The 21,884-nt window shown below is 58.6% G+C and carries 17 protein-coding genes; 10 read left to right on the top strand and 7 right to left on the bottom strand.

Annotation, left to right across the window (positions count from 1 at the left end):
* The first annotated feature begins 47 nt into the window (after positions 1–47).
* The gene (locus KW840_RS23745) at positions 48–542 is read left to right on the top strand and encodes a GreA/GreB family elongation factor (protein ID WP_057713229.1); all 495 of its coding nucleotides are present in this window, start codon (positions 48–50) and stop codon (positions 540–542) included.
* Here the strand turns inward: KW840_RS23745 and gdhA are convergent.
* Positions 539–1,876, bottom strand: a complete 1,338-nt coding sequence (gdhA, locus tag KW840_RS23740) for an NADP-specific glutamate dehydrogenase (RefSeq protein ID WP_057713228.1) — start codon at positions 1,874–1,876, stop codon at positions 539–541. The two genes, KW840_RS23745 and gdhA, sit on opposite strands and share 4 nt — an antisense overlap.
* A 347-nt stretch (positions 1,877–2,223) precedes the next feature.
* Positions 2,224–3,888: an energy-dependent translational throttle protein EttA gene (gene ettA / locus KW840_RS23735; protein WP_057713227.1), complete on the bottom strand. Its 1,665-nt coding sequence runs from the start codon at positions 3,886–3,888 to the stop codon at positions 2,224–2,226.
* Positions 3,889–4,177: 289 nt separating this feature from the next.
* Between ettA and KW840_RS23730 the strand changes: the two genes are divergently transcribed.
* From KW840_RS23730 to KW840_RS23705, 6 genes are all read left to right on the top strand, one after another.
* Positions 4,178–8,026, top strand: a complete 3,849-nt coding sequence (locus KW840_RS23730) for an EAL domain-containing protein (RefSeq protein ID WP_218497992.1) — start codon at positions 4,178–4,180, stop codon at positions 8,024–8,026.
* Between the two features lie 249 nt (positions 8,027–8,275).
* The gene (glyA, locus tag KW840_RS23725; RefSeq protein ID WP_057713225.1) at positions 8,276–9,529 is read left to right on the top strand and encodes a serine hydroxymethyltransferase; all 1,254 of its coding nucleotides are present in this window, start codon (positions 8,276–8,278) and stop codon (positions 9,527–9,529) included.
* A 247-nt stretch (positions 9,530–9,776) separates the two neighbouring features.
* Positions 9,777–10,340, top strand: coding sequence for a hypothetical protein (locus KW840_RS23720; RefSeq protein WP_256353612.1), 564 nt, complete (start codon positions 9,777–9,779; stop codon positions 10,338–10,340).
* A 292-nt stretch (positions 10,341–10,632) separates the two neighbouring features.
* Positions 10,633–11,946, top strand: coding sequence for a C4-dicarboxylate transporter DctA (locus tag KW840_RS23715; RefSeq protein ID WP_090451504.1), 1,314 nt, complete (start codon positions 10,633–10,635; stop codon positions 11,944–11,946).
* Between the two features lie 57 nt (positions 11,947–12,003).
* Complete coding sequence (locus tag KW840_RS23710; RefSeq protein WP_218497991.1) at positions 12,004–12,708, top strand: FadR/GntR family transcriptional regulator; 705 nt, start codon at positions 12,004–12,006, stop codon at positions 12,706–12,708.
* 25 nt (positions 12,709–12,733) lie between these two features.
* Positions 12,734–13,414 carry a GntR family transcriptional regulator gene (locus tag KW840_RS23705; RefSeq protein WP_218497990.1) on the top strand — a complete coding sequence of 227 codons (681 nt, stop codon included), beginning with the start codon at positions 12,734–12,736 and terminating at the stop codon, positions 13,412–13,414.
* Positions 13,415–13,536: 122 nt separating this feature from the next.
* Here the strand turns inward: KW840_RS23705 and yjiA are convergent, their stop codons facing one another.
* From yjiA to KW840_RS23690, 3 genes are all read right to left on the bottom strand, one after another.
* Positions 13,537–14,508 carry a GTPase gene (yjiA, locus tag KW840_RS23700; RefSeq protein ID WP_102672642.1) on the bottom strand — a complete coding sequence of 324 codons (972 nt, stop codon included), beginning with the start codon at positions 14,506–14,508 and terminating at the stop codon, positions 13,537–13,539.
* Positions 14,509–14,670: 162 nt separating this feature from the next.
* Entirely contained in the window at positions 14,671–14,868 is a 198-nt protein-coding gene (locus tag KW840_RS23695; protein ID WP_007895266.1) for a YbdD/YjiX family protein, read from the bottom strand.
* A gap of 15 nt (positions 14,869–14,883) precedes the next feature.
* Complete coding sequence (locus KW840_RS23690; protein ID WP_057713219.1) at positions 14,884–16,950, bottom strand: carbon starvation CstA family protein; 2,067 nt, start codon at positions 16,948–16,950, stop codon at positions 14,884–14,886.
* 160 nt (positions 16,951–17,110) lie between these two features.
* On the opposite strand from KW840_RS23690, the gene KW840_RS23685 reads away from it, so the two are divergent.
* Entirely contained in the window at positions 17,111–17,479 is a 369-nt protein-coding gene (locus tag KW840_RS23685) for a PilZ domain-containing protein (protein WP_057713218.1), read from the top strand.
* 129 nt (positions 17,480–17,608) lie between these two features.
* Here KW840_RS23685 and radA read toward each other — a convergent pair whose 3' ends face one another.
* The gene (radA, locus tag KW840_RS23680) at positions 17,609–18,976 is read right to left on the bottom strand and encodes a DNA repair protein RadA (RefSeq protein WP_008004292.1); all 1,368 of its coding nucleotides are present in this window, start codon (positions 18,974–18,976) and stop codon (positions 17,609–17,611) included.
* 644 nt (positions 18,977–19,620) lie between these two features.
* Here radA and mscL point away from each other — a divergent pair.
* A complete protein-coding gene (mscL, locus tag KW840_RS23675) occupies positions 19,621–20,034 on the top strand; it encodes a large-conductance mechanosensitive channel protein MscL (RefSeq protein WP_090451512.1) in 414 nt (137 codons plus the stop codon).
* A 40-nt stretch (positions 20,035–20,074) separates the two neighbouring features.
* Here the strand turns inward: mscL and KW840_RS23670 are convergent, their stop codons facing one another.
* The gene (locus KW840_RS23670; RefSeq protein ID WP_218497989.1) at positions 20,075–20,851 is read right to left on the bottom strand and encodes a ferredoxin--NADP reductase; all 777 of its coding nucleotides are present in this window, start codon (positions 20,849–20,851) and stop codon (positions 20,075–20,077) included.
* A gap of 306 nt (positions 20,852–21,157) precedes the next feature.
* Here KW840_RS23670 and KW840_RS23665 point away from each other — a divergent pair, with 306 nt between their 5' ends.
* On the top strand, positions 21,158–21,871 hold the full coding sequence (locus tag KW840_RS23665) for an autoinducer binding domain-containing protein (RefSeq protein WP_218497988.1): 714 nt from the start codon (positions 21,158–21,160) through the stop codon (positions 21,869–21,871).
* The last annotated feature ends 13 nt before the right edge of the window (positions 21,872–21,884 follow it).

Raw genomic sequence — 21,884 nt, 5'->3', positions numbered from 1 at the left:
ACCAAATGCCTGCGACCATGGCCCAAATCCTATACCGGGAGAATTCCATGAGCCGTGCCTTCGTCAATGAAGATAGTGCCGCCGCGCAAGCCGATCAGCCAGTCGAACGGCAGGTCAGCGCGCAGACCAATTACGTCACGCCGCAAGGCCTGAACCTGTTGCAGGGAAAAGTCGCCGAACTGCAATCCCTGCACGCCGAACAATCGGCAAAAGGCGAACAGGCCGACAAGCAGCGCCTGGCGGATCTCGAACGTGATTTGCGTTACTTCAAGCAGCGCCTGGGCAGCGCTCAGGTGGTACCCGCCGCGACTTCGACCGAGAAAGTGCAAATCGGCAGTTGGGTGACCTACGCCGATGAACACGCCACCGAACGCCGGGTACAACTGGTGGGCGAAGATCAGGCCGATGCCGCCCACGGCCTGATCAATTGGAGCTCACCGCTGGGTCGGGCGCTGCTCGGCGCACGACTCAACGACGAAGTGCTGTGGCAGCGCCCCGCCGGGGATCAACTGATAGAGGTGATCCGTATCGAACCGACTTAGACGACGCCTTGGGCCAGCATGGCATCGGCGACTTTGACGAAGCCGGCGATGTTCGCGCCCTTGACGTAGTTGACCCGGCCATTCTCTTCGCCGTAATGCACGCAAGCGTGGTGAATCGACTGCATGATCGCGTGCAGTTTGCTGTCCACTTCGCCACCGGTCCACGCCAGGCGCATGGCGTTCTGCGACATTTCCAGCCCGCTCACTGCCACACCGCCGGCGTTGGATGCCTTGCCCGGCGCAAACAGAATGTTCGCCTCGATGAACAGGTCCACCGCCTCAAGGGTGGTCGGCATGTTCGCGCCTTCGGCCACGCAGATGCAGCCGTTGCGCAGCAAGGTGCGAGCGGCTTCGGCATCCAGTTCGTTTTGCGTCGCGCACGGCAGCGCGATGTCGCAACTCAGGCTCCACGGAAGCTCACCTGCGCGGAACTCCAGGCCAAAACGGTCGGCCAGTTCACGGATACGCCCGCGCTGTACGTTCTTCAGCTCCAGCACCGCCAGCCATTGCTCCTCGGTCAAACCGCTTTCGCAATACAGCGTGCCTTCGGAGTCGGACAGCGAAATCACTTTACCGCCCAGGTCCATGACCTTGCGCGCCGCGTATTGCGCGACGTTGCCGGAGCCGGAGATCGCTACGCGTTTACCTTCCACGGCCAGGCCGCGACGCTTGAGCATTTCTTCGGCGAAGTACACGCAACCGAAACCGGTGGCTTCCGGGCGAATCAGGCTGCCGCCGTAACTTGGGCCTTTGCCGGTCAGCACGCTGGTGAACTGGTTGCTCAGGCGCTTGTACTGGCCGAACAGGAAACCGATTTCCCGCGCGCCGACACCGATATCACCGGCCGGTACGTCAACGTCGGCGCCGATGTGGCGGTACAGCTCGCTCATGAAGGCCTGGCAGAAGCGCATGACTTCCGCATCACTTTTACCTTTCGGATCAAAGTCCGACCCACCCTTGCCGCCGCCCATGGGCAGCGAGGTCAGGGAGTTTTTGAAGGTTTGCTCGAACGCGAGGAATTTCAGGACGCCCATGTTCACCGACGGGTGGAAACGCAGGCCCCCCTTGTACGGGCCGATCGCGCTGTTCATCTGGATGCGGAAACCACGATTGACCTGGACCTTGCCCTGATCGTCGACCCACGACACGCGAAACACCACCGCCCGCTCCGGCTCGCAGATGCGCTCCAGGATGCCGGAGGTCAGGTAATGCGGATTGGCTTCAAGAAACGGCCACAGGGTACGCAGGACTTCTTCGACAGCCTGGTGAAATTCGGGTTGGTCCGGGTCGCGTTTTTTCAGGCGCGCAAGGAAGGATTCGACGGATTCGATCATGGAAAAGTCTCGGCAAATTTATTGTCGTTGGAGGAGATTGAGCCGGACTGTAACAAACGATTCACGCACAGGAACAGAGCAGAATGTCGCATTCATGAAATTAAATGGTGCACAGAATATAAATTATTCCGGTTTTCTGGCCTTTTTTGCACCCGAACAGGGATTCAAGATCTGGCTTTTGCACCACAAGGGAGATCGCTATCGCGAGCAAGCTCGCTCCCACAGTTTGAAATGCATTCCCCTGTGGGAGCGAGCTTGCTCGCGATGAATGCGCCGCGGTATCACTGAAAAAACGCGCAAAAAAAACGGAGCCCGAAGGCTCCGCTCTTTATGCAACCAACCTGAAATCAGGCCAGTTTCTTGTGGCGTACACGATGCGGCTGGGCAGCTGCTTCGCCGAGACGCTTTTTGCGATCAGCTTCGTATTCGCTGTAGTTACCTTCGAAGAACACCGCTTGCGAGTCGTCCTCGTACGCCAGGATGTGCGTCGCGACGCGGTCAAGGAACCACCGATCGTGAGAGATCACAATGGCGGCGCCCGGGAAGTCCAGCAAGGCCTCTTCCAGGGAGCGCAGGGTTTCGACGTCGAGGTCGTTGGACGGTTCGTCGAGCAGCAGGACGTTGCCGCCCTCTTTCAGGGTCAGGGCCAGGTGCAAGCGACCGCGCTCACCACCGGACAGATCCTTGACGAACTTCTGCTGATCGCCGCCCTTGAAGTTGAAGCGACCGACATAGGTACGCGACGGGATCTCGTAGTTGCCGATGCGGATCTGGTCGGAACCGTCGGAGATCTGCTGGAACACGGTCTTGCTGCCGTCCAGGTCCTCACGGCTCTGGTCCACGCAAGCGAGCTGCACGGTTTCACCGACTTCGATGCTGCCCGAATCCGGTGTTTCCTTGCCCATCAGCATGCGGAACAGGGTCGATTTACCCGCACCGTTACCGCCGATCACACCGACGATGGCGCCTTTAGGCATGGCGAACGACAGGTTGTCGATCAATACGCGATCGCCATAGCCCTTGGTGACGTTCTTGAATTCGATGACCTTGTCGCCCAGGCGTGGACCGGCCGGGATGTAGATCTCGTTGGTTTCGCTGCGCTTCTGGAATTCCTGCGACTGCATTTCTTCGAAGCGTTGCAGACGAGCCTTGGATTTCGACTGGCGGGCCTTGGCGCCTTTGCGCACCCACTCCAGTTCTTCCTTCATGGCTTTTTCGTGAGCCGACTGCTGCTTGGATTCGGCAGCCAGACGATCGGACTTGGCTTCGAGCCAACCCGAATAGTTACCCTCGTAAGGAATGCCCGCGCCGCGGTCGAGTTCCAGAATCCAGCCGGCAACGTTGTCCAGGAAGTAACGGTCGTGCGTGATCGCGACCACGGTGCCCGGGAAGTCGTGCAGGAAATGCTCCAGCCAGGCGACGGAATCGGCGTCCAGGTGGTTGGTCGGTTCGTCGAGCAGCAGCATGTCCGGTGCGGACAGCAGCAGACGGCACAGGGCCACACGGCGTTTTTCACCACCGGAGAGGACTTCAACCTTGGCATCCCACGCCGGCAGACGCAGTGCATCGGCGGCGACTTCCAGCTGACGCTCCAGGTTATGGCCGTCGCTGGCCTGCAGGATCGCTTCGAGCTTGGCCTGTTCGGCAGCCAGCTTGTCGAAGTCGGCATCCGGATCGGCGTAGGCGGCGTAGACCTCGTCCAGGCGTGCCTGGGCGTCCTTGATCACGCTGACCGCTTCCTCGACCACTTCACGCACGGTCTTGGTCGGATCCAGTTGTGGTTCCTGGGGCAGGTAGCCGATGTTCAGCTCCGGCATCGGACGGGCTTCGCCCTCGAACTCGGTGTCGACGCCAGCCATGATTTTCAGCAGCGTGGATTTACCCGAACCGTTGAGGCCGAGCACGCCGATCTTGGCGCCGGGGAAGAACGACAGAGAAATGTTTTTCAGGATTTCCCGCTTCGGCGGAACAACTTTGCCCAGCCGATGCATGGTGAATACGTATTGAGCCATGGAGAACCTAGGGTCAGTGACTGATGAATGATTGGAGCGCAGGCAATGCCCGGCCAGACTGTGCGCGTCGCCCGCTTGAGGAGATCAAGACGTGCGCGCTGAAAAAAGTCTGAGTCTAGGAGCTGGAACGCTCCCGCGTAACCCGCAAAGCTACCTTAATGACCGGTGGCAGTCCAGCCGACGGACAGGGGCTGGCACTTCGCCACAACTCAAGGCATGCTAGCCGCCCTTCGGGCGTCCGGCTTATAGTGCATGTCGCGCCAGTCCAGCCAAACCGCAGGATTACAGCTTGTCCATTGTCCCTCCGCCTCCGACTTCCAGTGCGCCGGCCACAGCGCCCGGCTCCCCCCTGCGCGGAACTTTGAAGGGCACCTTGGCGACACTCGTATTATTGCTGCTGGCCCTGCTGTTCTGGCAGTTGCTCGACCAGTTGCGCGAAACCCAGAAGAACCAGCGTCAGTACACCATCGACTACACCGCCGATCTGGCCGCGCAGGTCAGCCTGAACATGGCGCTCAACGCGCAGATCGCCCTCAACCTGTTGCCGATCGTCGAGCAACCGCAGGGCGCCGATGAACTGCAGGCCCTGTTGCGCAAGCTGCAACAGTCGCTGCCTGATCTGCGCAGCCTGGCGTTGCTCAGTCCCTCGGGAAGAGTCATCAGTGACAGCGCTCCCGACAGCGATGACAACAACTACCTGGGTGAACTGGTACGCCGCAGCCACGCCCAGGCGCACTACTTCAGCAACGCCACCGACGGTTCCGTGGTGCATTTATTGTTGCATCAGGCCAGCGGCAGTTCCCGAGGCTATTGGGTCCTGCGCCTGACACCCACCTTCTTTTCGTCCCTGACCAAGCAACGCGAGGCCGGTGGCCGCCCGTTGTGGCTGGTGGAGAATCGCATCAGTCATCAAATAATCAGCCGCGACGAAGCGCTGCCCTCGGTCAATCCGGGCACGCTGACCGAGGACGATGTCGCCAACAGCGTGCTGACGGTTCCGCTGAGCAGCAGCGATTGGCAATTGCGCGGCCTGTTCGACCGTCAGCGCGTGCTGGAAGAGCTGCTGCCGGCGTTCATCGGCAAATGTCTGCTGGGCCTGGCGTTTTCCATGCTGCCGTTCCTCGCCTTGCTGAACACGCGCCGGCGTCAGCGCCAGTTGAAGGAAGGCCGCCGGCGTTACCAGGACATTTTCGAAGGCACCGGCGTGGCCTTGTGCGTCCTCGATATGTCCGGGCTCAAGGTCTTTTTCGACAAGGCACAACTGCAGGGCAGTGAGCAACTGCAAGCGTGGCTGGCGATCCCGGAGCAACGCCGGCCATTGCTCAAGGAACTGCGGATCACCGAGGTCAACCAGGTGGCGTTGCAACTGCTTAATGTCGATAGCGCCGACCAAGCCTGGAAATTGCTGATCGACGGTAATCCGCAGGACGGCACCGCCATCGGCAACCAGGTGCTCGACGCGATGCTCAACCAGCAGCAACAGCTTGAGCTGGAAATCAAGTTGCAGGACGCCAGCGGCCGCATCCAGCACCTGTGGCTGGTGCTGTGTCTGCCGCAAACCCCGGACGACTACAATGCGGTGATCCTGAGCATCACTGACATCACCAGTCGCAAGCTCATCGAGCTGTCGCTGCAGGAGCGCGAAGGCTTCTGGTCGGACGTGGTGCGCACCGTGCCGGATCATCTGTATGTGCAGGATGTGATCAGCCAGCGCATGATCTACAGCAACCACCATCTGGGCCAGACCCTGGGTTACAACCGCAACGAACTGCACCAGATGGGCGAATACTTCTGGGAAATCCTCCTGCATCCCGAAGACGCCGACTATTACCACCGCTCTCGCCAGATCCAGCGCCAGGCCGGTTATCGCCAGTTGATGCAGTGCCAGTTGCGCTTCCGCCATCGGGACGGCCAGTGGCGACGCTTCGAGATTCGCGAGCAGGCACTGGCGCGGGACAAGGACGACCAGGTCACGCGGATCATCGGCGTGGCCAAGGACATCACCGACCAGATCGAAGCCAGCGAATCGCTGCGCGACAGCGAGCAGCGCTACCGCATGCTTGCCGAAAGCATCAGCGACGTGATCTTCTCCACCGACAGCCGCCTTAACCTCAATTACGTCAGCCCTTCGGTACTAGCAGTGCTGGGCTACGACGCCGAGTGGATTTTCCAGAACGGCTGGCAATCGACCATCGCCAACCCGCAACAACTGACCGGCATCTACCACCTGATGGACCGGGTCAGCAAAGCGCTGGATCAACCGGACCAACTGGCGCTGTTGCGCAGCCAGGTGCAAACCCAACTGTTCCTGTTCGATTGCCTGCGGGCCGACGGGCGCAAGATCCCGATCGAACTGCGCCTGGTATTGGTCTGGGACGAATACGGTACGTTCGAAGGCGTGCTCGGCGTCGGCCGCGACATCAGCCAGCAACGCCGGGCCGAAAAAGATCTGCGCATGGCCGCCACGGTATTCGAACACTCGACCTCGGCGATCCTGATCACCGACCCGGCCGGCTACATCGTCCAGGCCAACGAAGCCTTCAGTCGTGTCAGCGGTTACGCCGTGGAGCAGGTCCTCGACCAACTGCCGAACATGCTGACCGTCGACGACCAGCAAGAAGCCCATCTGCGTTATGTGCTCAAGCAATTGGGCCAGCACAGCACCTGGGAAGGCGAAGTCTGGCTCAAGCGTCGCAACGGCGAGCACTACCCGGCCTGGGTCGGGATCACCGCCGTACTCGACGACGAAGGCGACCTGGCCAGTTATGTGTGTTTCTTCAGCGACATCAGCGAGCGCAAGGCCAGCGAGCAACGGATCCACCGCCTCGCCTACTACGACGCCCTGACCCACCTGCCCAACCGTTCACTGTTCCAGGATCGCCTGCACACGGCACTGCAATCGGCCGAACGGCAGAAGTCGTGGGTGGTGCTGATGTTCCTCGACCTCGACCGTTTCAAGCCGATCAACGACTCCCTGGGCCACGCCGCTGGCGACCGCATGCTCAAGGAAATGGCCACGCGCCTGCTCGGTTGCGTCGACGATGACGACACCGTGGCGCGCATGGGCGGTGACGAATTCACCTTGCTCCTGCAACCGCGAGCCAACCGTGAAATCGCCCTGAACCGGGCGATCCATGTGGCCGAACAGATTCTCGCCAGCCTGGTGAAACCATTCGTGCTCGAAGGCCGCGAGTTCTTCGTCACCGCCAGTATCGGCATCGCCCTGAGTCCGCAGGACGGCAACGAACTCAGCCAGTTGATGAAGAATGCCGACACTGCGATGTACCACGCCAAGGAGCGTGGCAAGAACAACTTCCAGTTCTATCAGGCGGACATGAACGCCAGTGCGCTGGAACGTCTGGAGCTGGAAAGCGACTTGCGCCATGCCCTGGAACAGAACGAATTCGTGCTGTATTACCAGCCGCAGTTCAGCGGTGACGGCAAGCGCCTGACCGGTGCCGAGGCACTGTTGCGCTGGCGCCATCCACGCCGTGGGCTGGTGCCGCCGGGGGATTTCATTCCGGTGCTCGAAGAGCTCGGGCTGGTGGTGGATGTCGGCGACTGGGTGATCAGCGAAGCCTGCCGTCAACTCAAGGCCTGGCATCAGGCCAGGGTACGGGTGCCGAAGGTGTCGGTGAACATCTCGGCGCGACAGTTCTCCGACGGCCAGCTCGGTACGCGTATCGCCACCATCCTCAAGGAAACCGGCCTGCCGCCGGCGTGCCTGGAACTGGAACTGACCGAAAGTATCCTGATGCGCGAAGTCAGCGAGGCGATGCAGATCCTCGACGGCCTGAAAAACCTCGGCCTTAGCATTGCGGTCGACGATTTCGGTACAGGTTACTCATCGCTCAACTACCTCAAGCAGTTCCCGATCGACGTTCTGAAGATCGACCGCACCTTTGTCGATGGCCTGCCCAGCGGCGAGCAGGATGCACAAATCGCCCGGGCAATCATTGCCATGGCCCACAGCCTCAACCTGGCGGTGATCGCCGAAGGCGTGGAAACCCATGAGCAGCTGGATTTCCTGAGGGAGCACGGTTGCGACGAGGTACAGGGTTATCTGTTCGGTCGGCCGATGCCGGCGGGCCGGTTCGAAGGGCAGTTCAGCAATGATGCCCTGTTCATGTTCGATTGAGATTTGCGGCGCGGCAACTGGCCTCATCGCGAGCAAGCTCGCTCCCACAGTGGATCTACAGTGTTCGCACACTTTGTGTACACCCGAGAGCCCTGTGGGAGCGAGCTTGCTCGCGATGAGACCAGCACGATCACCGCTGACCCCGTCATGAAGCCCGCTTGTCTGCGACATGATGCCGTTTCATATGCCATCTAAAACCCATTAGGTTAGAATGCCCCCCTTTTCCGCCCCCGATCCTTGAGGACCGCCATGTTCAGCCGTGATTTGACTATTGCCAAGTACGACGCCGATCTCTTTGCCGCCATGGAGCAAGAAGCTCAGCGCCAGGAAGAGCACATTGAGCTGATCGCTTCGGAAAACTACACCAGCCCTGCGGTGATGGAAGCTCAAGGCTCGGTACTGACCAACAAGTACGCCGAAGGTTACCCGGGCAAGCGCTACTACGGTGGTTGCGAGTACGTAGACATCGTCGAGCAGCTGGCTATCGACCGCGCCAAAGAGCTGTTCGGCGCCGACTACGCCAACGTTCAGCCGCACGCTGGCTCGCAAGCCAACAGCGCCGTTTACCTGGCCCTGCTGTCGGCCGGCGACACCATCCTGGGCATGAGCCTGGCCCACGGTGGTCACCTGACTCACGGTGCCAGCGTTTCGTCCTCCGGCAAGCTGTACAACGCCATCCAGTACGGCATCGACGCCAACGGTCTGATCGACTACGACGAAGTCGAACGCCTGGCCGTTGAGCACAAGCCAAAAATGATCGTGGCCGGTTTCTCTGCCTATTCGCAGATCCTCGACTTCCCGCGCTTCCGTGCAATCGCCGACAAGGTAGGTGCCTACCTGTTCGTCGACATGGCCCACGTGGCCGGCCTGGTTGCCGCTGGTGTCTACCCGAACCCGGTTCCATTCGCTGACGTGGTGACCACCACTACCCACAAGACCCTGCGTGGTCCACGTGGCGGCCTGATCCTGGCTCGCGCCAACGCCGACATCGAGAAGAAGCTGAACTCCGCGGTATTCCCGGGCGCCCAGGGCGGCCCGCTGGAGCACGTGATCGCGGCCAAGGCGATCTGCTTCAAGGAAGCGCTGCAGCCTGAGTTCAAGGCTTACCAGCAACAAGTGGTGAAGAACGCCCAGGCCATGGCCGGCGTGTTCATCGAGCGCGGCTTCGACGTAGTGTCGGGCGGTACTCAGAACCACCTGTTCCTGCTGTCGCTGATCAAGCAGGAAATCTCCGGTAAAGACGCCGATGCCGCTCTGGGCAAAGCGTTCATCACCGTGAACAAGAACTCCGTGCCAAACGACCCACGCTCCCCGTTCGTCACCTCCGGCCTGCGCTTCGGCACCCCGGCTGTGACCACTCGTGGCTTCAAGGAAGCAGAGTGCAAGGAACTGGCTGGCTGGATCTGCGACATCCTGGCTGACCTGAACAACGAAGCGGTGATCGATGCCGTTCGTGAGAAGGTCAAGGCTATCTGCAAGAAGCTGCCGGTATACGGCGCTTAATCAGCCCCGCTAAACCGCAGTCATGAGAAACCGGCCAGAGATGGCCGGTTTTTTTTTGCTTGCGACATTCACAAACAATGCGAACCAACACATCGACAACCGTTGTTGTCAGCGATCAAACTTCATCACCAGACACTTCCCTCTCCAACTTCCTGCAACATACACAACACCAAAACACTATCAAAAATGCCTAATCTGAACCCTGCTTAAAAGCAAAACCAATCACACTCAAATAGCAGGTTTCATAATGAGCAACTCTATTGAAAAGTCCTTTACCGCTACGCTTAGCATGTTCGATCACAAACTTAACTTTCTTGAACTTCTTTATGAAAAACCGGCGCTGGCCACTGTACACATGTTCAGCGGAGGATTCTTTACCGGCAAACCGCAAACCCTTGATCACTCTCGTCTGCTCGGCATCCGCCCCAACGAGCAAGGCGGTTCGGTCCACCCACTGAAGCTGCATTTTCGGTACACGGCCAATGGCTATGTACTGTCCATAAAAAACTCGGGAGAGTATTACAACAAGCTTATAAGCGAAAGTTGGCTTAATGTTTTGGGCGCGGTAGATTCAGACGATGACGATCCGACAACCTTCACCCTCATTGACCACCAAAACAGACCGATAACCTTGGATAATATTACTCCCACTCACATACCTGTTTCGCTTGTAACTGAAGATAATAAATATGTGGGCGGCCAAACTTATAGAGGCTCGCCTTATGTTTACCTTGCCCGCACGGAGGAACGCTCAAAAATAACTTTCATTCTGAGCATTCTTGAAAGAGAAGTACCTCATACAAAGTCCTGAAAAACACTTTGAAAGTAAACCCATGAGGCTGACATCAGGTGGAGCACCCCGGACAACAAAAAAAATCGGCATCCATTGCCGATTTTTTTGTTCGCAAAACCGCTCAAGATCGAGGCATGGCGAACAACTGGTAAGACCGGTCATGCCAATTTTCGATTTTTTGCTTGCGGACATCCAAAAACACACCATAAACTGAGCCTGCACTGGACATACCGGTAAGACCACAATAATTAAGTCCTGAATCTGATGTGCTCCGCACACGGCAGCCAGGACGCCGACCAGGATTCCTCCCATGCTCAGATGGTGCTCGCGTTCAATCTTCCTCCAAGTGGTTCTCGGACTGGTGCTCGGCATCGTCTGTGGGCTGACCCTTCCCGAATACTCCGCTCAGCTCAAACCGCTCGGTGACGGTTTTATCAAGCTGATCAAAATGCTCATTGGCTTGATTGTGTTTTGCGTAGTGGTCAGCGGCATCAGCGGTGCCGGCGACCTGAAGAAGGTCGGCCGTATCGGCCTCAAATCGGTGATCTACTTTGAAGTGCTGACCACCATCGCCCTGGTGATCGGCCTGGTGTTCGCCTTCAGCACCGGCATCGGCAGCGGTGCGAACATTCACCTGGAGCAGCTTTCCGCAGCCGACATGGGCGACATTGCCCAGCGCGGACAGCACATGCACACCACCACACAGTTCCTGATGGACCTGATTCCGACGTCGGTGATCGGTGCCTTTGCCGATAACAACATCCTGCAGGTCCTGCTGTTCTCCGTGCTGTTCGGCAGTGCACTGAATCTGGTGGGCGAGGCGGCATCGGGTATTTCGCGGCTGATCAATGAACTCAGCCACGTGATTTTCCGCATCATGGGCATGATCGTGCGACTGGCACCGATCGGCGTATTCGGCGCGATCGCCTTCACCACCAGTAAATATGGCCTGGACTCGCTGCAACACCTGGGCAACCTGGTCGGCCTCTTCTACCTGACCTGTGTGGCCTTCGTGGCCCTGATTCTCGGCCTGGTGATGCGCCTCTCCGGCTTGAAGATGTGGCCATTGCTCAAGTACCTGCGCGAAGAGTTGCTGATCGTCATGGGCACCGCTTCGTCCGACGCTGTGCTGCCACAAATCATGCGCAAGCTCGAACATCTGGGCATCGGCAGTTCGACGGTGGGGCTGGTGATTCCAACGGGTTACTCGTTCAACCTCGACGGCTTCTCGATCTACCTGACCCTGGCCATCGTGTTCATCGCCAACGCCACCGGCACGCCGTTGGCCATGACTGACCTGCTGACCATTTTGCTGGTGTCGCTGATCACCTCCAAAGGTGCCCACGGGATTCCCGGATCGGCACTGGTGATTCTGGCGGCAACCTTGACGGCGATCCCGGCGATTCCGGTGGTCGGTCTGGTGTTGGTGCTCGCGGTGGACTGGTTCATGGGCATCGGCCGCGCGCTGACCAACCTGATCGGCAATTGTGTCGCCACCGTGGCCATCGCCCGCTGGGAGAAGGACATCGATATCCAGCGTGCGAACAAGGTGCTTTCCGGCCAGATGGGTTATACCTTCCAGCCGAAAAAACCGGTCGCGCCGGCGCATCAGCAGGAGTTTTGAATCATGTGGGAGCCCGCCAGATGGCGGGTTCCCCTGCCTTTATCCATGGAGCACACAGTGATTACCACCTCAACGGTCGTCAATTCAGTCGTAGAAAAACTTCGGGCCGCACTGGCCCGTGGTCAGTGGCGCTCCGGCGAAATGCTGCCGGGGCAACGCGAGCTGGCCGAACAACTGGGTATCAGCCGCCCAAGCCTGCGTGAAGCGGTCATCGTCCTGGAAACCCTTGGCCTGGTGCGTTCGATGCCGGGCAAAGGCGTCGTCGTACTCGAGACCAGTCTCAGCGATGACCAGCCCTACGACAGCGCGGTGGCCGCCGCGAGCCTGGAAGACGTGCTGCAACTGCGCTACACCCTGGAGCCATTCATCGTCGGCCTCGTGGCGCAGTCGATCAGCAGCAAGGAAGTCGGGCAACTGCGCCTGACCCTGATGGACATGCGTGAAGCCCTGGAGGCCAATGACAGTGAAGCCGGCGTAAGCGCCTACATCGCGTTCCACGAAGAGCTGTTCACGCTGACGTCAAACCCGATCTTCCAGAGCGTGGTCCAGCAAACCAGCAATGCCCTCAAGCAAAGCGCCGAAGTGTTGCGCAACTCCCCGGAGCATCTGGCTGAACGCCTTGAAGAAAACGAAGCCGTGGTGCGGGCGATCCGCAGCAAGAACAGCGCGCAGGCCAGCGCCGAGATGCGTCGGCACATTTTGCGCGAAGGCCAGCGCATGGGCATCGAACTGAACATCCCGGAAGACAACCTCGGCAGTTGAAACCTCTTCGATCTGGAGATTGGCCATGAACAGCTTCGCTTCGCCACAAACGCTCGCTACCCTGCCCGTCCGCCCTTCGGTGAATGATCTGTATTCGCGGGTCCTCGATGCCATTTTCGAGCAGCGCATCCATTCAGCCAGTCGCTTTACCGAAGAAAGCCTGGCGCAGATGTTCGGTGCAAGGCGCAGCGACATGCGTGATGTGCTGACGCGACTGTCCCACCAGCAAATCATCATACTTCGAGCCAACCATCGTCCCCGCGTCGCCGAACTTGATGCCGAGCAGACCCGGCAGACACTGCATGCCCGGCGTTTGGCCGAGATCATGCTGGTACGGCTGGCGTGTCAGCGGCCATGCGCGCAAGACTTGAAGCGCCTGCGGACACTGGTCGATAACGAGCGTCAATGCGCCGAGCGTGGCCAGGCGATTCGTTTGTCGGGAGAGTTTCATTTGCAGTTGGCCGAAATGGCTGGAAATGCGCCGCTGGCGCATTTTCTTGGCAGTCTGGTGCCGCTGACGTCATTGGCGATTGCGCAGTGTGAGGAGCAGACGCACAGTTTTTGCGCGTGGCAGGAGCATTTGGCGATTGTTGATGCTGTTGAACGTGGAAATGCTGCGACAGCGGCCATGCTGATAAACCGGCATCTGGATCATCTGGAGCAGACACTGCTCAATACACCCCGTGAACATTGTGTTGCCGGCTAGATCGCATCGCGGGCAAGCCCGCTCCCACAGTGTTCGAGGCCAAGCACAGACTTTGTGTTCAACCAGAAACCTGTGGGAGCCGGGCTTGCCCGCGATGGCGTCCTCACAGACGCCATAAAACTTCAGACCGCCGCCACCCGCGCAAATCCCTCGCGAATCTTTTCCTCCGGCAAGTCATCGGCAATGAACACGATCACGCTCTCGCGCACTTCGTCTTCAGCCCACTCGGTATCCCAGTCGAAACCATAAAGTTTCAGCACCCCCTGAAACACCATGCGACGCGATTCGCCGAGGATGTTCAACACGCCTTTGTAGCGCAGCAACTGCTTGCCATGCTCCTCCAGCAACTCGTTCATGAACTCGCTGAGCTTGTCGATATCCAGCGCTTTTTCAGTGCGCAGCACCAGGCTGGAAATGCGGTCGATGGACGGGGCCTGGCTGACCGGGCGCAAACTCACGCCGCCGCCGAGGTCGGCATTGAGGTTGAAGCCGCGCACGTCGAGCAATTCGGCCAGGTCGATCTTTCCGTGGTCAACCACGCGGATCGGGGCGCGTCGGTTGATACGGGTCAGGCGCTCGCTCAACGCGGTGAAGGTCGCTTCGTCCACCAGGTCACGCTTGCTCACCAGCAAGCGGTCGGCGAAACCGATCTGCGCCTGGGCGATGGTCTGGGTCAGGTGCAAGTCGGCATGTGCTGCGTCGACCAGGGTGATGATGCCGTCGAGGATATAGCGCTCGCGCAACTCTTCGTCGATGAAAAAGGTTTGTGCCACGGGCGCCGGGTCGGCCAGGCCGGTGCATTCGATCACCAGGCGGTCGAAGGCGATGTCGCCCTGGTCCAGACGCTCGAGCAACAGATAAAGCGCTTTGGTCAGGTCCGTGTGGATAGTGCAGCAAACGCAGCCGTTGGACAGTGTCATCACTTGTACCGGCTCATCGCCCAACAACTGGGTATCGATACCGGCATCGCTGAATTCATTCTCGATCACGGCGATTTTCAGGCCGTGCTCGGCCTTGAGCAGGTGACGCAACAAAGTGGTCTTGCCGGCGCCGAGGAAGCCGCTGAGGATCGTGACCGGGATGGGAGAGGACAAACTGGATCTCCTTTTTCACACAGTGAAAAAACAACACAAAACAAATGTGGGAGCGAGCTTACTCGCGATAGAGGCTTAACATTCAACATCACTGTTGATTGACAGTCCGCCATCGCGAGCAAGCTCGCTCCCACAGGTATGGCTGTTAATCCGACAACCGGATCAACAGCATTTCGGCCCACCCTTGCCACCGTAACGGGCTTCCTGACGCTCCCGAAAGAACATCTCATAGCTCATCACCGGTTTGTCCGGGTGCTTGGTCTGCATATGCTCGACGTAGTTGTCGTAGTCGGGCATGCCGACCATCAGGCGCGCGGCCTGACCGAGGTATTTACCGAGGCGACTCAAGTCATTGAACATGCTGCAATCCTCTGGTTACGCATCCGGCAGCGCCTGGAATGGCGATTCTTTGTCCGTACGTTCCTTTTTACCCCAGGCGGCAATGCCGACCTTGAGTGCATAGAACAGGATGCTGAATACCACGAACAGGAACAGCGCAGTCAGCGTTGCGTTGGTGTAGGCGTTGAAGATCACGTGCTGCATCTGGGTGATGTCCTTGGCCGGGGCGAGGATCTGGCCGTTGGCCAAGGCATCGCTGTATTTCTTGGCCAGCGACAAAAAGCCGATCGCCGGGTTGGCGTCGAACAGCTTGATGAAGCCCGCTGTCGTGGTGCAGATCAACAGCCATACCGCCGGCAACATGGTGACCCAGACATAACGCTGGCGTTTCATCTTGATCAGTACCACGGTGCCGAGCATCAACGCGATACCGGCCAGCATCTGGTTGGAGATACCGAACAGTGGCCACAGGGTATTGATGCCACCCAACGGATCGATCACCCCCTGGTACAGCAACCAGCCCCACATCGCCACGCAGCCTGCGGTGGCGATCAGGTTGGCGGTCCAGGATTCGGTGCGTTTGAGCGCCGGGACGAAGGAGCCGAGCAAGTCCTGGAGCATGAAGCGCCCGGCACGGGTACCAGCGTCGACTGCGGTGAGGATGAACAGCGCTTCGAACAGGATCGCGAAGTGGTACCAGAACGCCATGGTGTTCTCGCCCGGCAGAACACTGTGCAGGATCTGCGCGATCCCGACCGCCAGGGTCGGCGCACCACCGGCACGGGCCAGGATGGTGGTTTCACCAATGTCGTGGGCCACCGCTTGCAGTGCTTCCGGGGTAATCGCAAAGCCCCAGTTGCTGACGGCTGTCGCAACGGCCACCACATCACCGCCGACCACGGCCGCCGGGCTGTTCATGGCGAAGTACACGCCAGGCTCGATCACGGAAGCGGCAACCATGGCCATGATCGCCACGAACGACTCCATCAGCATGCCGCCGTAACCGATGTAGCGAGCGTTGGTTTCGTTATCCAGCAGCTTCGGCGTGGTGCCGGAGGAAATCAGCGCGTGGAAACCCGAGACCGCGCCACAGGCAATGGTGATGAACAGGAACGGGAACAGACCGCCCTTCCATACCGGGCCGGTGCCGTCGACGAACTGGGTCAGGGCCGGCATTTTCAGCTCGGGCATGGTCACCAGGATGCCGATGGCCAGGGCAACGATGGTGCCGATTTTCAGGAAGGTGGACAGATAGTCACGGGGCGCCAGGATCAGCCACACCGGCAATACCGCCGCGACAAAACCGTAGCCGATCAGCATCCAGGTGATCTGGATACCGGTAAAGCTGAATGCCTTGGCCCACACCGGATCGGCGGCGATCTGCCCGCCGAGCCAGATCGAGCCCAGCAGCAGCAATACGCCGATCACCGAGATTTCACCAATGCGACCCGGGCGGATGTAGCGCATGTAGATGCCCATGAACATCGCGATCGGGATGGTCGCCATCACCGTGAAAATGCCCCAAGGGCTTTCGGCCAAGGCCTTCACCACGATCAGCGCCAGCACCGCGAGGATGATGATCATGATCAGGAAGCAGCCGAACAGCGCGATGGTGCCGGGGATGCGGCCCATTTCTTCGCGGACCATGTCGCCCAGGGAACGACCGTTGCGGCGGGTGGACATGAACAGGACCATGAAGTCCTGCACCGCACCGGCCAGCACCACGCCGGCGATCAGCCACAGCGTGCCGGGCAGGTAGCCCATCTGCGCCGCCAACACCGGACCGACCAAAGGCCCCGCGCCGGCAATGGCCGCGAAGTGGTGACCAAAAAGAATGTGCTTGTTGGTCGGCACGTAGTCCAGACCGTCATTGTTGAGCACAGCGGGAGTGGCCCGTCGCGCATCGAGTTGCATGACATTGTTAGCGATGAACAGACTGTAGTAGCGGTAGGCGACCAGATAGATGGCCACGGCAGCGACCACAATCCACAAGGCGTTGATTGCCTCGCCTCGGCGTAATGCCACGACACCCAGCGCACACGCACCTACGATTGCCAGCACCAGCCAAGGCAAATGGCGTAGCGGGCTATTATTATTTTTCATTTTATTATTCCAGCCAGAGTGGACAAGAAAGACAGCAATCCCGAGTTTAGCTCTCCTGACGGCAATGGCCATAGCCCGACATTGGTCTGGACACCTGCACGCGCTGGCAGCCTTTGATCATGCGGGTCTATAGTCAGCGTACATTTCCGAGGATCGCGCCATGAGCGAGTACCCTGCCGAACGTCGCCGCTTCAAACGTATTGCGTTCGATGCCCGAACCGAGCTGAGTCAGGGGGAGTCCACTTGGCCGGTGAAGTTGATTGACCTGTCGCTCAAGGGCTTGCTGATTGAACGACCCGAACACTGGCAGGGCAATCCGCAGCAGGATTTTCTGGTCGACATTCATCTGAGCGAAGAAGCCGACATCACCATGGATGTGCAACTGGCCCACGACGACCATGGTCAGCTCGGCTTTGTCTGCCTGCACATCAGTCTGGAGTCCATCGAGCGCCTTCGGCGATTGATCGAGCTCAACCTCGCTGATCCGCAGGAACTGGAGCGCGAATTGGGTGCGCTGATCGAGATCTAGCCGCCACCGGATGCCCTTGTGGGAGCGAGCTTGCTCGCGATTACGATCTGACAGCCGACATTGCTGCTGGCTGACACACCGCTATCGCGAGCAGGCTCGCTCCTACAGGTTTTGAGTTTCCTCTGTGAGTTACTCGAACAACGCGTCCAGCGCTTGCTCCAGCCGAGTGACGGCAATGATCTGCAACCCGGCCGGCGCCTCTTTCGGCGCATTGCCCTTGGGCACGATGGCCCGCTTGAACCCGTGCTTGGCGGCTTCCTTCAATCGCTCCTGACCGCTCGGCACCGGACGCACCTCACCGGAAAGCCCGACCTCACCGAACACCAGCAGATCGTGGGGCAACGGTCGGTTACGCAAACTGGACATCACCGCCGCCATCAACGCCAGGTCGGACGCCGTTTCCAGCACCTTGACCCCGCCGACCACGTTGAGAAACACGTCCTGATCGTGGGTCGGAATGCCACCGTGACGGTGCAGCACCGCCAGCAACATCGCCAGCCGGTTCTGATCCAGCCCCAGCGTGACCCGACGCGGATTGGCCAGGTGACTGTCGTCCACCAGCGCTTGAACCTCCACCAGCATCGGCCGCGTGCCTTCCCAGGTTGCCATCACCACGCTACCCGGAACTTCCTCCTGGGCACGGGTCAGAAAAATCGCCGAGGGGTTGGAGACTTCTTTCAGGCCCTTGTCGGTCATGCCGAACACACCCAGCTCATTGACTGCACCGAAACGGTTCTTCACCGCCCGCAGCAGACGCAGGCGCCCGTCGGACTCGCCTTCGAAATACAGCACGGTGTCGACCATGTGTTCCAGCACCCGAGGGCCAGCCAGCGCGCCTTCCTTGGTGACGTGGCCCACCAGGAAAATCGCCGTACCGCTCTGTTTGGCATAACGCACCAGCAACGCTGCGCTCTCACGCACCTGGGACACACCGCCCGGTGCCGATTGCAGTTGCTCGGTAAAGATCGTCTGGATCGAGTCGATCACCATCACCTTGGGCTTTTCCTGACGGGCCGTGGCAATGATGGCTTCGATGCAGGTTTCGGTCATGACCCGCAGTTGATCCTGAGGCAATCCCAGGCGTCGCGCACGCATGGCCACTTGCTGCTGGGATTCCTCACCGGTGACGTACAGTGCCGGCATGCTCTTGGCGAGGTTGCACAAGGTTTGCAACAGAATGGTCGACTTGCCGATGCCGGGGTCGCCACCGATCAGCACCACCGAGCCATCCACCAGACCACCACCCAGAACCCGGTCGAGCTCGCTGGAAGCGGTGGAGAAGCGCGGAATTTCTTCGACACTGACTTCGGCCAGGGTCTTGATTTGCGCCTGCTGGCCGGCCCAGCCGGTACGACCGCTGGGGGCGGCTGCCCCGCCGCTTTCCACCATGGTTTCGGTGAGCGTGTTCCAGGCTCCGCACTCACCGCACTGGCCGGCCCATTTGGGGAAGGTTGAGCCGCACTCGGTGCAGCCGTACATGCGCTTGGCCTTGGCCATCGGAACTCCCGGAAAAAAACGCGATGATAGCTCAGCTCAAGCGCGCGAGTGCGACCGGATACTTCGCAACCCTTTTGATGATTACAAATACCCCCATAAAAAATCAGGTATATTGATAAACACCCGCCAAACAAAACCTTGTATAGGTTTTTCGTTCAACATACTCAACAAACTCTAAGGGCATGCCTGTCTGAACAACCTGAAAACTTATACAAACTTTATTCACTTACACACTTAATGTACAACTCTGAATCACTTACACAGAGCACAGTGATTAATTCAGGGAAGCACGCTACTTGTTAGCCTCCCAAAACTAACGAAACAGTTAATATCGCTACAACTGCAATCAATTTCAATACCGCCCCTGACCACTAACTACCCGATCAACTTTAACGTCCCGTTTCAGGGGTGGCCTCCCTCAACCTTGGTTTGCTCACACAAACGAAGCCATATCGTTGAAAAAACATCGCATGCAAAACACCGCGCAAGGCCTGGTCGCTCCACAGACGAGATCAATCGGTGAATTTTTTAACACCACCCGGTGTCGATTGCTGGCAAGCACGGCAGGCAGTTGATTCAAGCAGAATGCGATTTGCTGATTTACACTGCGTTCATCAACCTCATCTGTAACAAGGAAATAACCTATGGGCGTGCTAAATGAGTTCAAGGCCTTCGCGGTCAAAGGCAACGTGGTCGACATGGCCGTCGGCATCATCATCGGTGCGGCCTTCGGCAAGATCGTTACCTCGTTTGTCGGTGACCTGGTCATGCCGCCAATCGGGATGCTGATCGGTGGCGTGGACTTCAGTGATCTGGTCATAACGCTCAAGGCAGCGGACGGCGAGATTCCGGCGGTGGTGCTCGCCTATGGCAAATTCATCCAGACCATCATCGACTTCGTCATCGTCGCTCTCGCGATCTTCATGGGCGTCAAGGTCATCAACCGCCTGAAGCGCGAAGAGGCCGTGGCCCCTAGCCTGCCGCCGGTTCCAAGCAAGGAAGAAGAGTTGCTGGGCGAGATCCGCGACTTGCTCAAGGCCCAGAACAACCGGCCTTGACGGCATTAGCAAAAAAACGGCGCCTTCGAGGCGCCTTTTTTTACCAGAAATTTTCCACCGCCACCTGACCAGGTCGTCGGCTGAGGCTCAAGTGCATGTCCCGCTGTTTAAGCAGCTTGCGCGTATCATCGATCATCTGCGGATTGCCGCACAGCATGACCCGTGAATGCTCAGGCGTCAGCGCAACACCCGCGACCCGCTCCAGTTCGCCGTTTTCAATCAGCGCGGTGATCCGCCCGTTCAATGAGCCGGGATGCTGTTCACGAGTGACCGTGGTGATCAATTGCAGTTTATGGGCGTACTCCGCCAGATAATCACGCTTCGCCAGCCCTGCGATCAGCTCCTGATACGCCAGTTCCCGGGCTTCGCGAACGCTGTAGACCAGAACGATCCGCTCGAATCGCTCCCAGACTTCGAAATCCTGGAGTATCGACAGGAACGGCGCGATGCCCGTGCCTGTGGATAACAACCACAGATCACGCCCATCGACAAACCGGTCCAGCGTCAGATAACCGAAGGCCTGGCGGTCGACCAACAATGCATCGCCAACACCCAGTCGGCTCAGCTCGCTGGTGAACTCACCGCCCGGTACGACAATGGAAAAGTACTCGAGGAACTCGTCAAAAGGCGAGGACACCATGGAATAGGCGCGCCATACCGTGCTGCCGTCAGCCTTGGTGACGCCCAACCGGGCAAACTGCCCCGCCCGAAAACGAAACCCTGCATCCCGGGTGGCACGCAAGGTAAACAGGCTCTGGGTCAGCGGATGAACCTCAAGCAAGGTCTGACGGGTAAATTTTTCTTCACTGACGGACATGGAAGGCTCCAATCGAAAGACACCCCAGTGTCCCGCAAAGAAAGCAGCGTAACCACCGACAGTTTGTAGTGACATTAATCTGCACTAGTGACTGTTTACCAAATGTGGCGCACACCCATCATTATAAAATGACATATGGCATTTTATATCCCATCGATTGCCTAAGAACCTGAAATACACTTTTCCAACAGTCAAAAGAGCAAAATTGTCGCAGCATCACCGTAGGAATTATCCTACACTTCGTGACGTGCCGAATCTTGGATCCAAGATCGCGCCCAGAAGAAACGGTGATGGAGAGACCCTTGTATGGAAATCTGGAAGGAGTCACAGCTCAAGCAATTGTCACACACGCAAGAGATCAAAACCGCCTATCGAATCGCGCTCAACTTCGCTAGAAACCTTGGATATAAATTTTGTGGCTTTTCAATTACTTCGAACTCAGTCGGAGTCGATAGCAGTGCGGTGAACCTGAATAATTTCCCCCATGAGTGGAACACTCAATATAAAAAAAACAACGCCACGCAAATAGATCCGATAGTGGCGCATTGCAATCGTTCAACGCTGCCTGTTCTCTGGAGCGAAGAGCTTTTTTCCAAGACGCCATGGCTATGGCACTTGCTGCAGCAACAAGGTTTGCAGCATGGCTGGTCCCAGGCGATCTTTGATGAGGAAACCGGTCAGCGCAGTATTCTCAGCCTGGCCAGAAGCCACTGCCCGATTTCAGCCTATGAGCTGTACGAGCATCTTGGATTCTCGGTGTTCATCACTCGCCATTTGCACGCGCTGGCGATCGCAAGGCAACCGAGAAAACCGGCTCGCCCCCAGGCTCCCCCCTTGTCACGGCGGGAACTCGAAGTATTGAAACTGTCGGCCGATGGCAAGACGGCCTATGAAATTGCCAGGATCCTCAGTTTGAGTGAACGCACAATCAACTTTCATGTGCACAGGGCTATCGAGAAGCTCGGCGTCAACAACAAGATGGCGGCCGTCATTGCCGCGGCCCGGTCCGGAGCCATCTGAAAGCGCCCGGCTG

The sequence above is a fragment of the Pseudomonas sp. PDM30 genome (assembly GCF_019218985.1).
Classification (GTDB): Bacteria; Pseudomonadota; Gammaproteobacteria; order Pseudomonadales; family Pseudomonadaceae; genus Aquipseudomonas; species Aquipseudomonas jessenii.
This window is presented reverse-complemented; position numbering and strand designations above follow the sequence as displayed.

Coding starts and splice junctions, on each gene's coding strand:
- KW840_RS23745 (WP_057713229.1), top strand. CDS start 48: ATGAGCCGTGCCTTCGTCAATGAAGATAGTGCCGCCGCGCAAGCCGAT.
- gdhA (WP_057713228.1), bottom strand. CDS start 1,876: ATGATCGAATCCGTCGAATCCTTCCTTGCGCGCCTGAAAAAACGCGAC.
- ettA (WP_057713227.1), bottom strand. CDS start 3,888: ATGGCTCAATACGTATTCACCATGCATCGGCTGGGCAAAGTTGTTCCG.
- glyA (WP_057713225.1), top strand. CDS start 8,276: ATGTTCAGCCGTGATTTGACTATTGCCAAGTACGACGCCGATCTCTTT.
- KW840_RS23720 (WP_256353612.1), top strand. CDS start 9,777: ATGAGCAACTCTATTGAAAAGTCCTTTACCGCTACGCTTAGCATGTTC.
- KW840_RS23715 (WP_090451504.1), top strand. CDS start 10,633: ATGCTCAGATGGTGCTCGCGTTCAATCTTCCTCCAAGTGGTTCTCGGA.
- KW840_RS23705 (WP_218497990.1), top strand. CDS start 12,734: ATGAACAGCTTCGCTTCGCCACAAACGCTCGCTACCCTGCCCGTCCGC.
- KW840_RS23695 (WP_007895266.1), bottom strand. CDS start 14,868: ATGTTCAATGACTTGAGTCGCCTCGGTAAATACCTCGGTCAGGCCGCG.
- KW840_RS23690 (WP_057713219.1), bottom strand. CDS start 16,950: ATGAAAAATAATAATAGCCCGCTACGCCATTTGCCTTGGCTGGTGCTG.
- KW840_RS23685 (WP_057713218.1), top strand. CDS start 17,111: ATGAGCGAGTACCCTGCCGAACGTCGCCGCTTCAAACGTATTGCGTTC.
- radA (WP_008004292.1), bottom strand. CDS start 18,976: ATGGCCAAGGCCAAGCGCATGTACGGCTGCACCGAGTGCGGCTCAACC.
- mscL (WP_090451512.1), top strand. CDS start 19,621: ATGGGCGTGCTAAATGAGTTCAAGGCCTTCGCGGTCAAAGGCAACGTG.
- KW840_RS23670 (WP_218497989.1), bottom strand. CDS start 20,851: ATGTCCGTCAGTGAAGAAAAATTTACCCGTCAGACCTTGCTTGAGGTT.
- KW840_RS23665 (WP_218497988.1), top strand. CDS start 21,158: ATGGAAATCTGGAAGGAGTCACAGCTCAAGCAATTGTCACACACGCAA.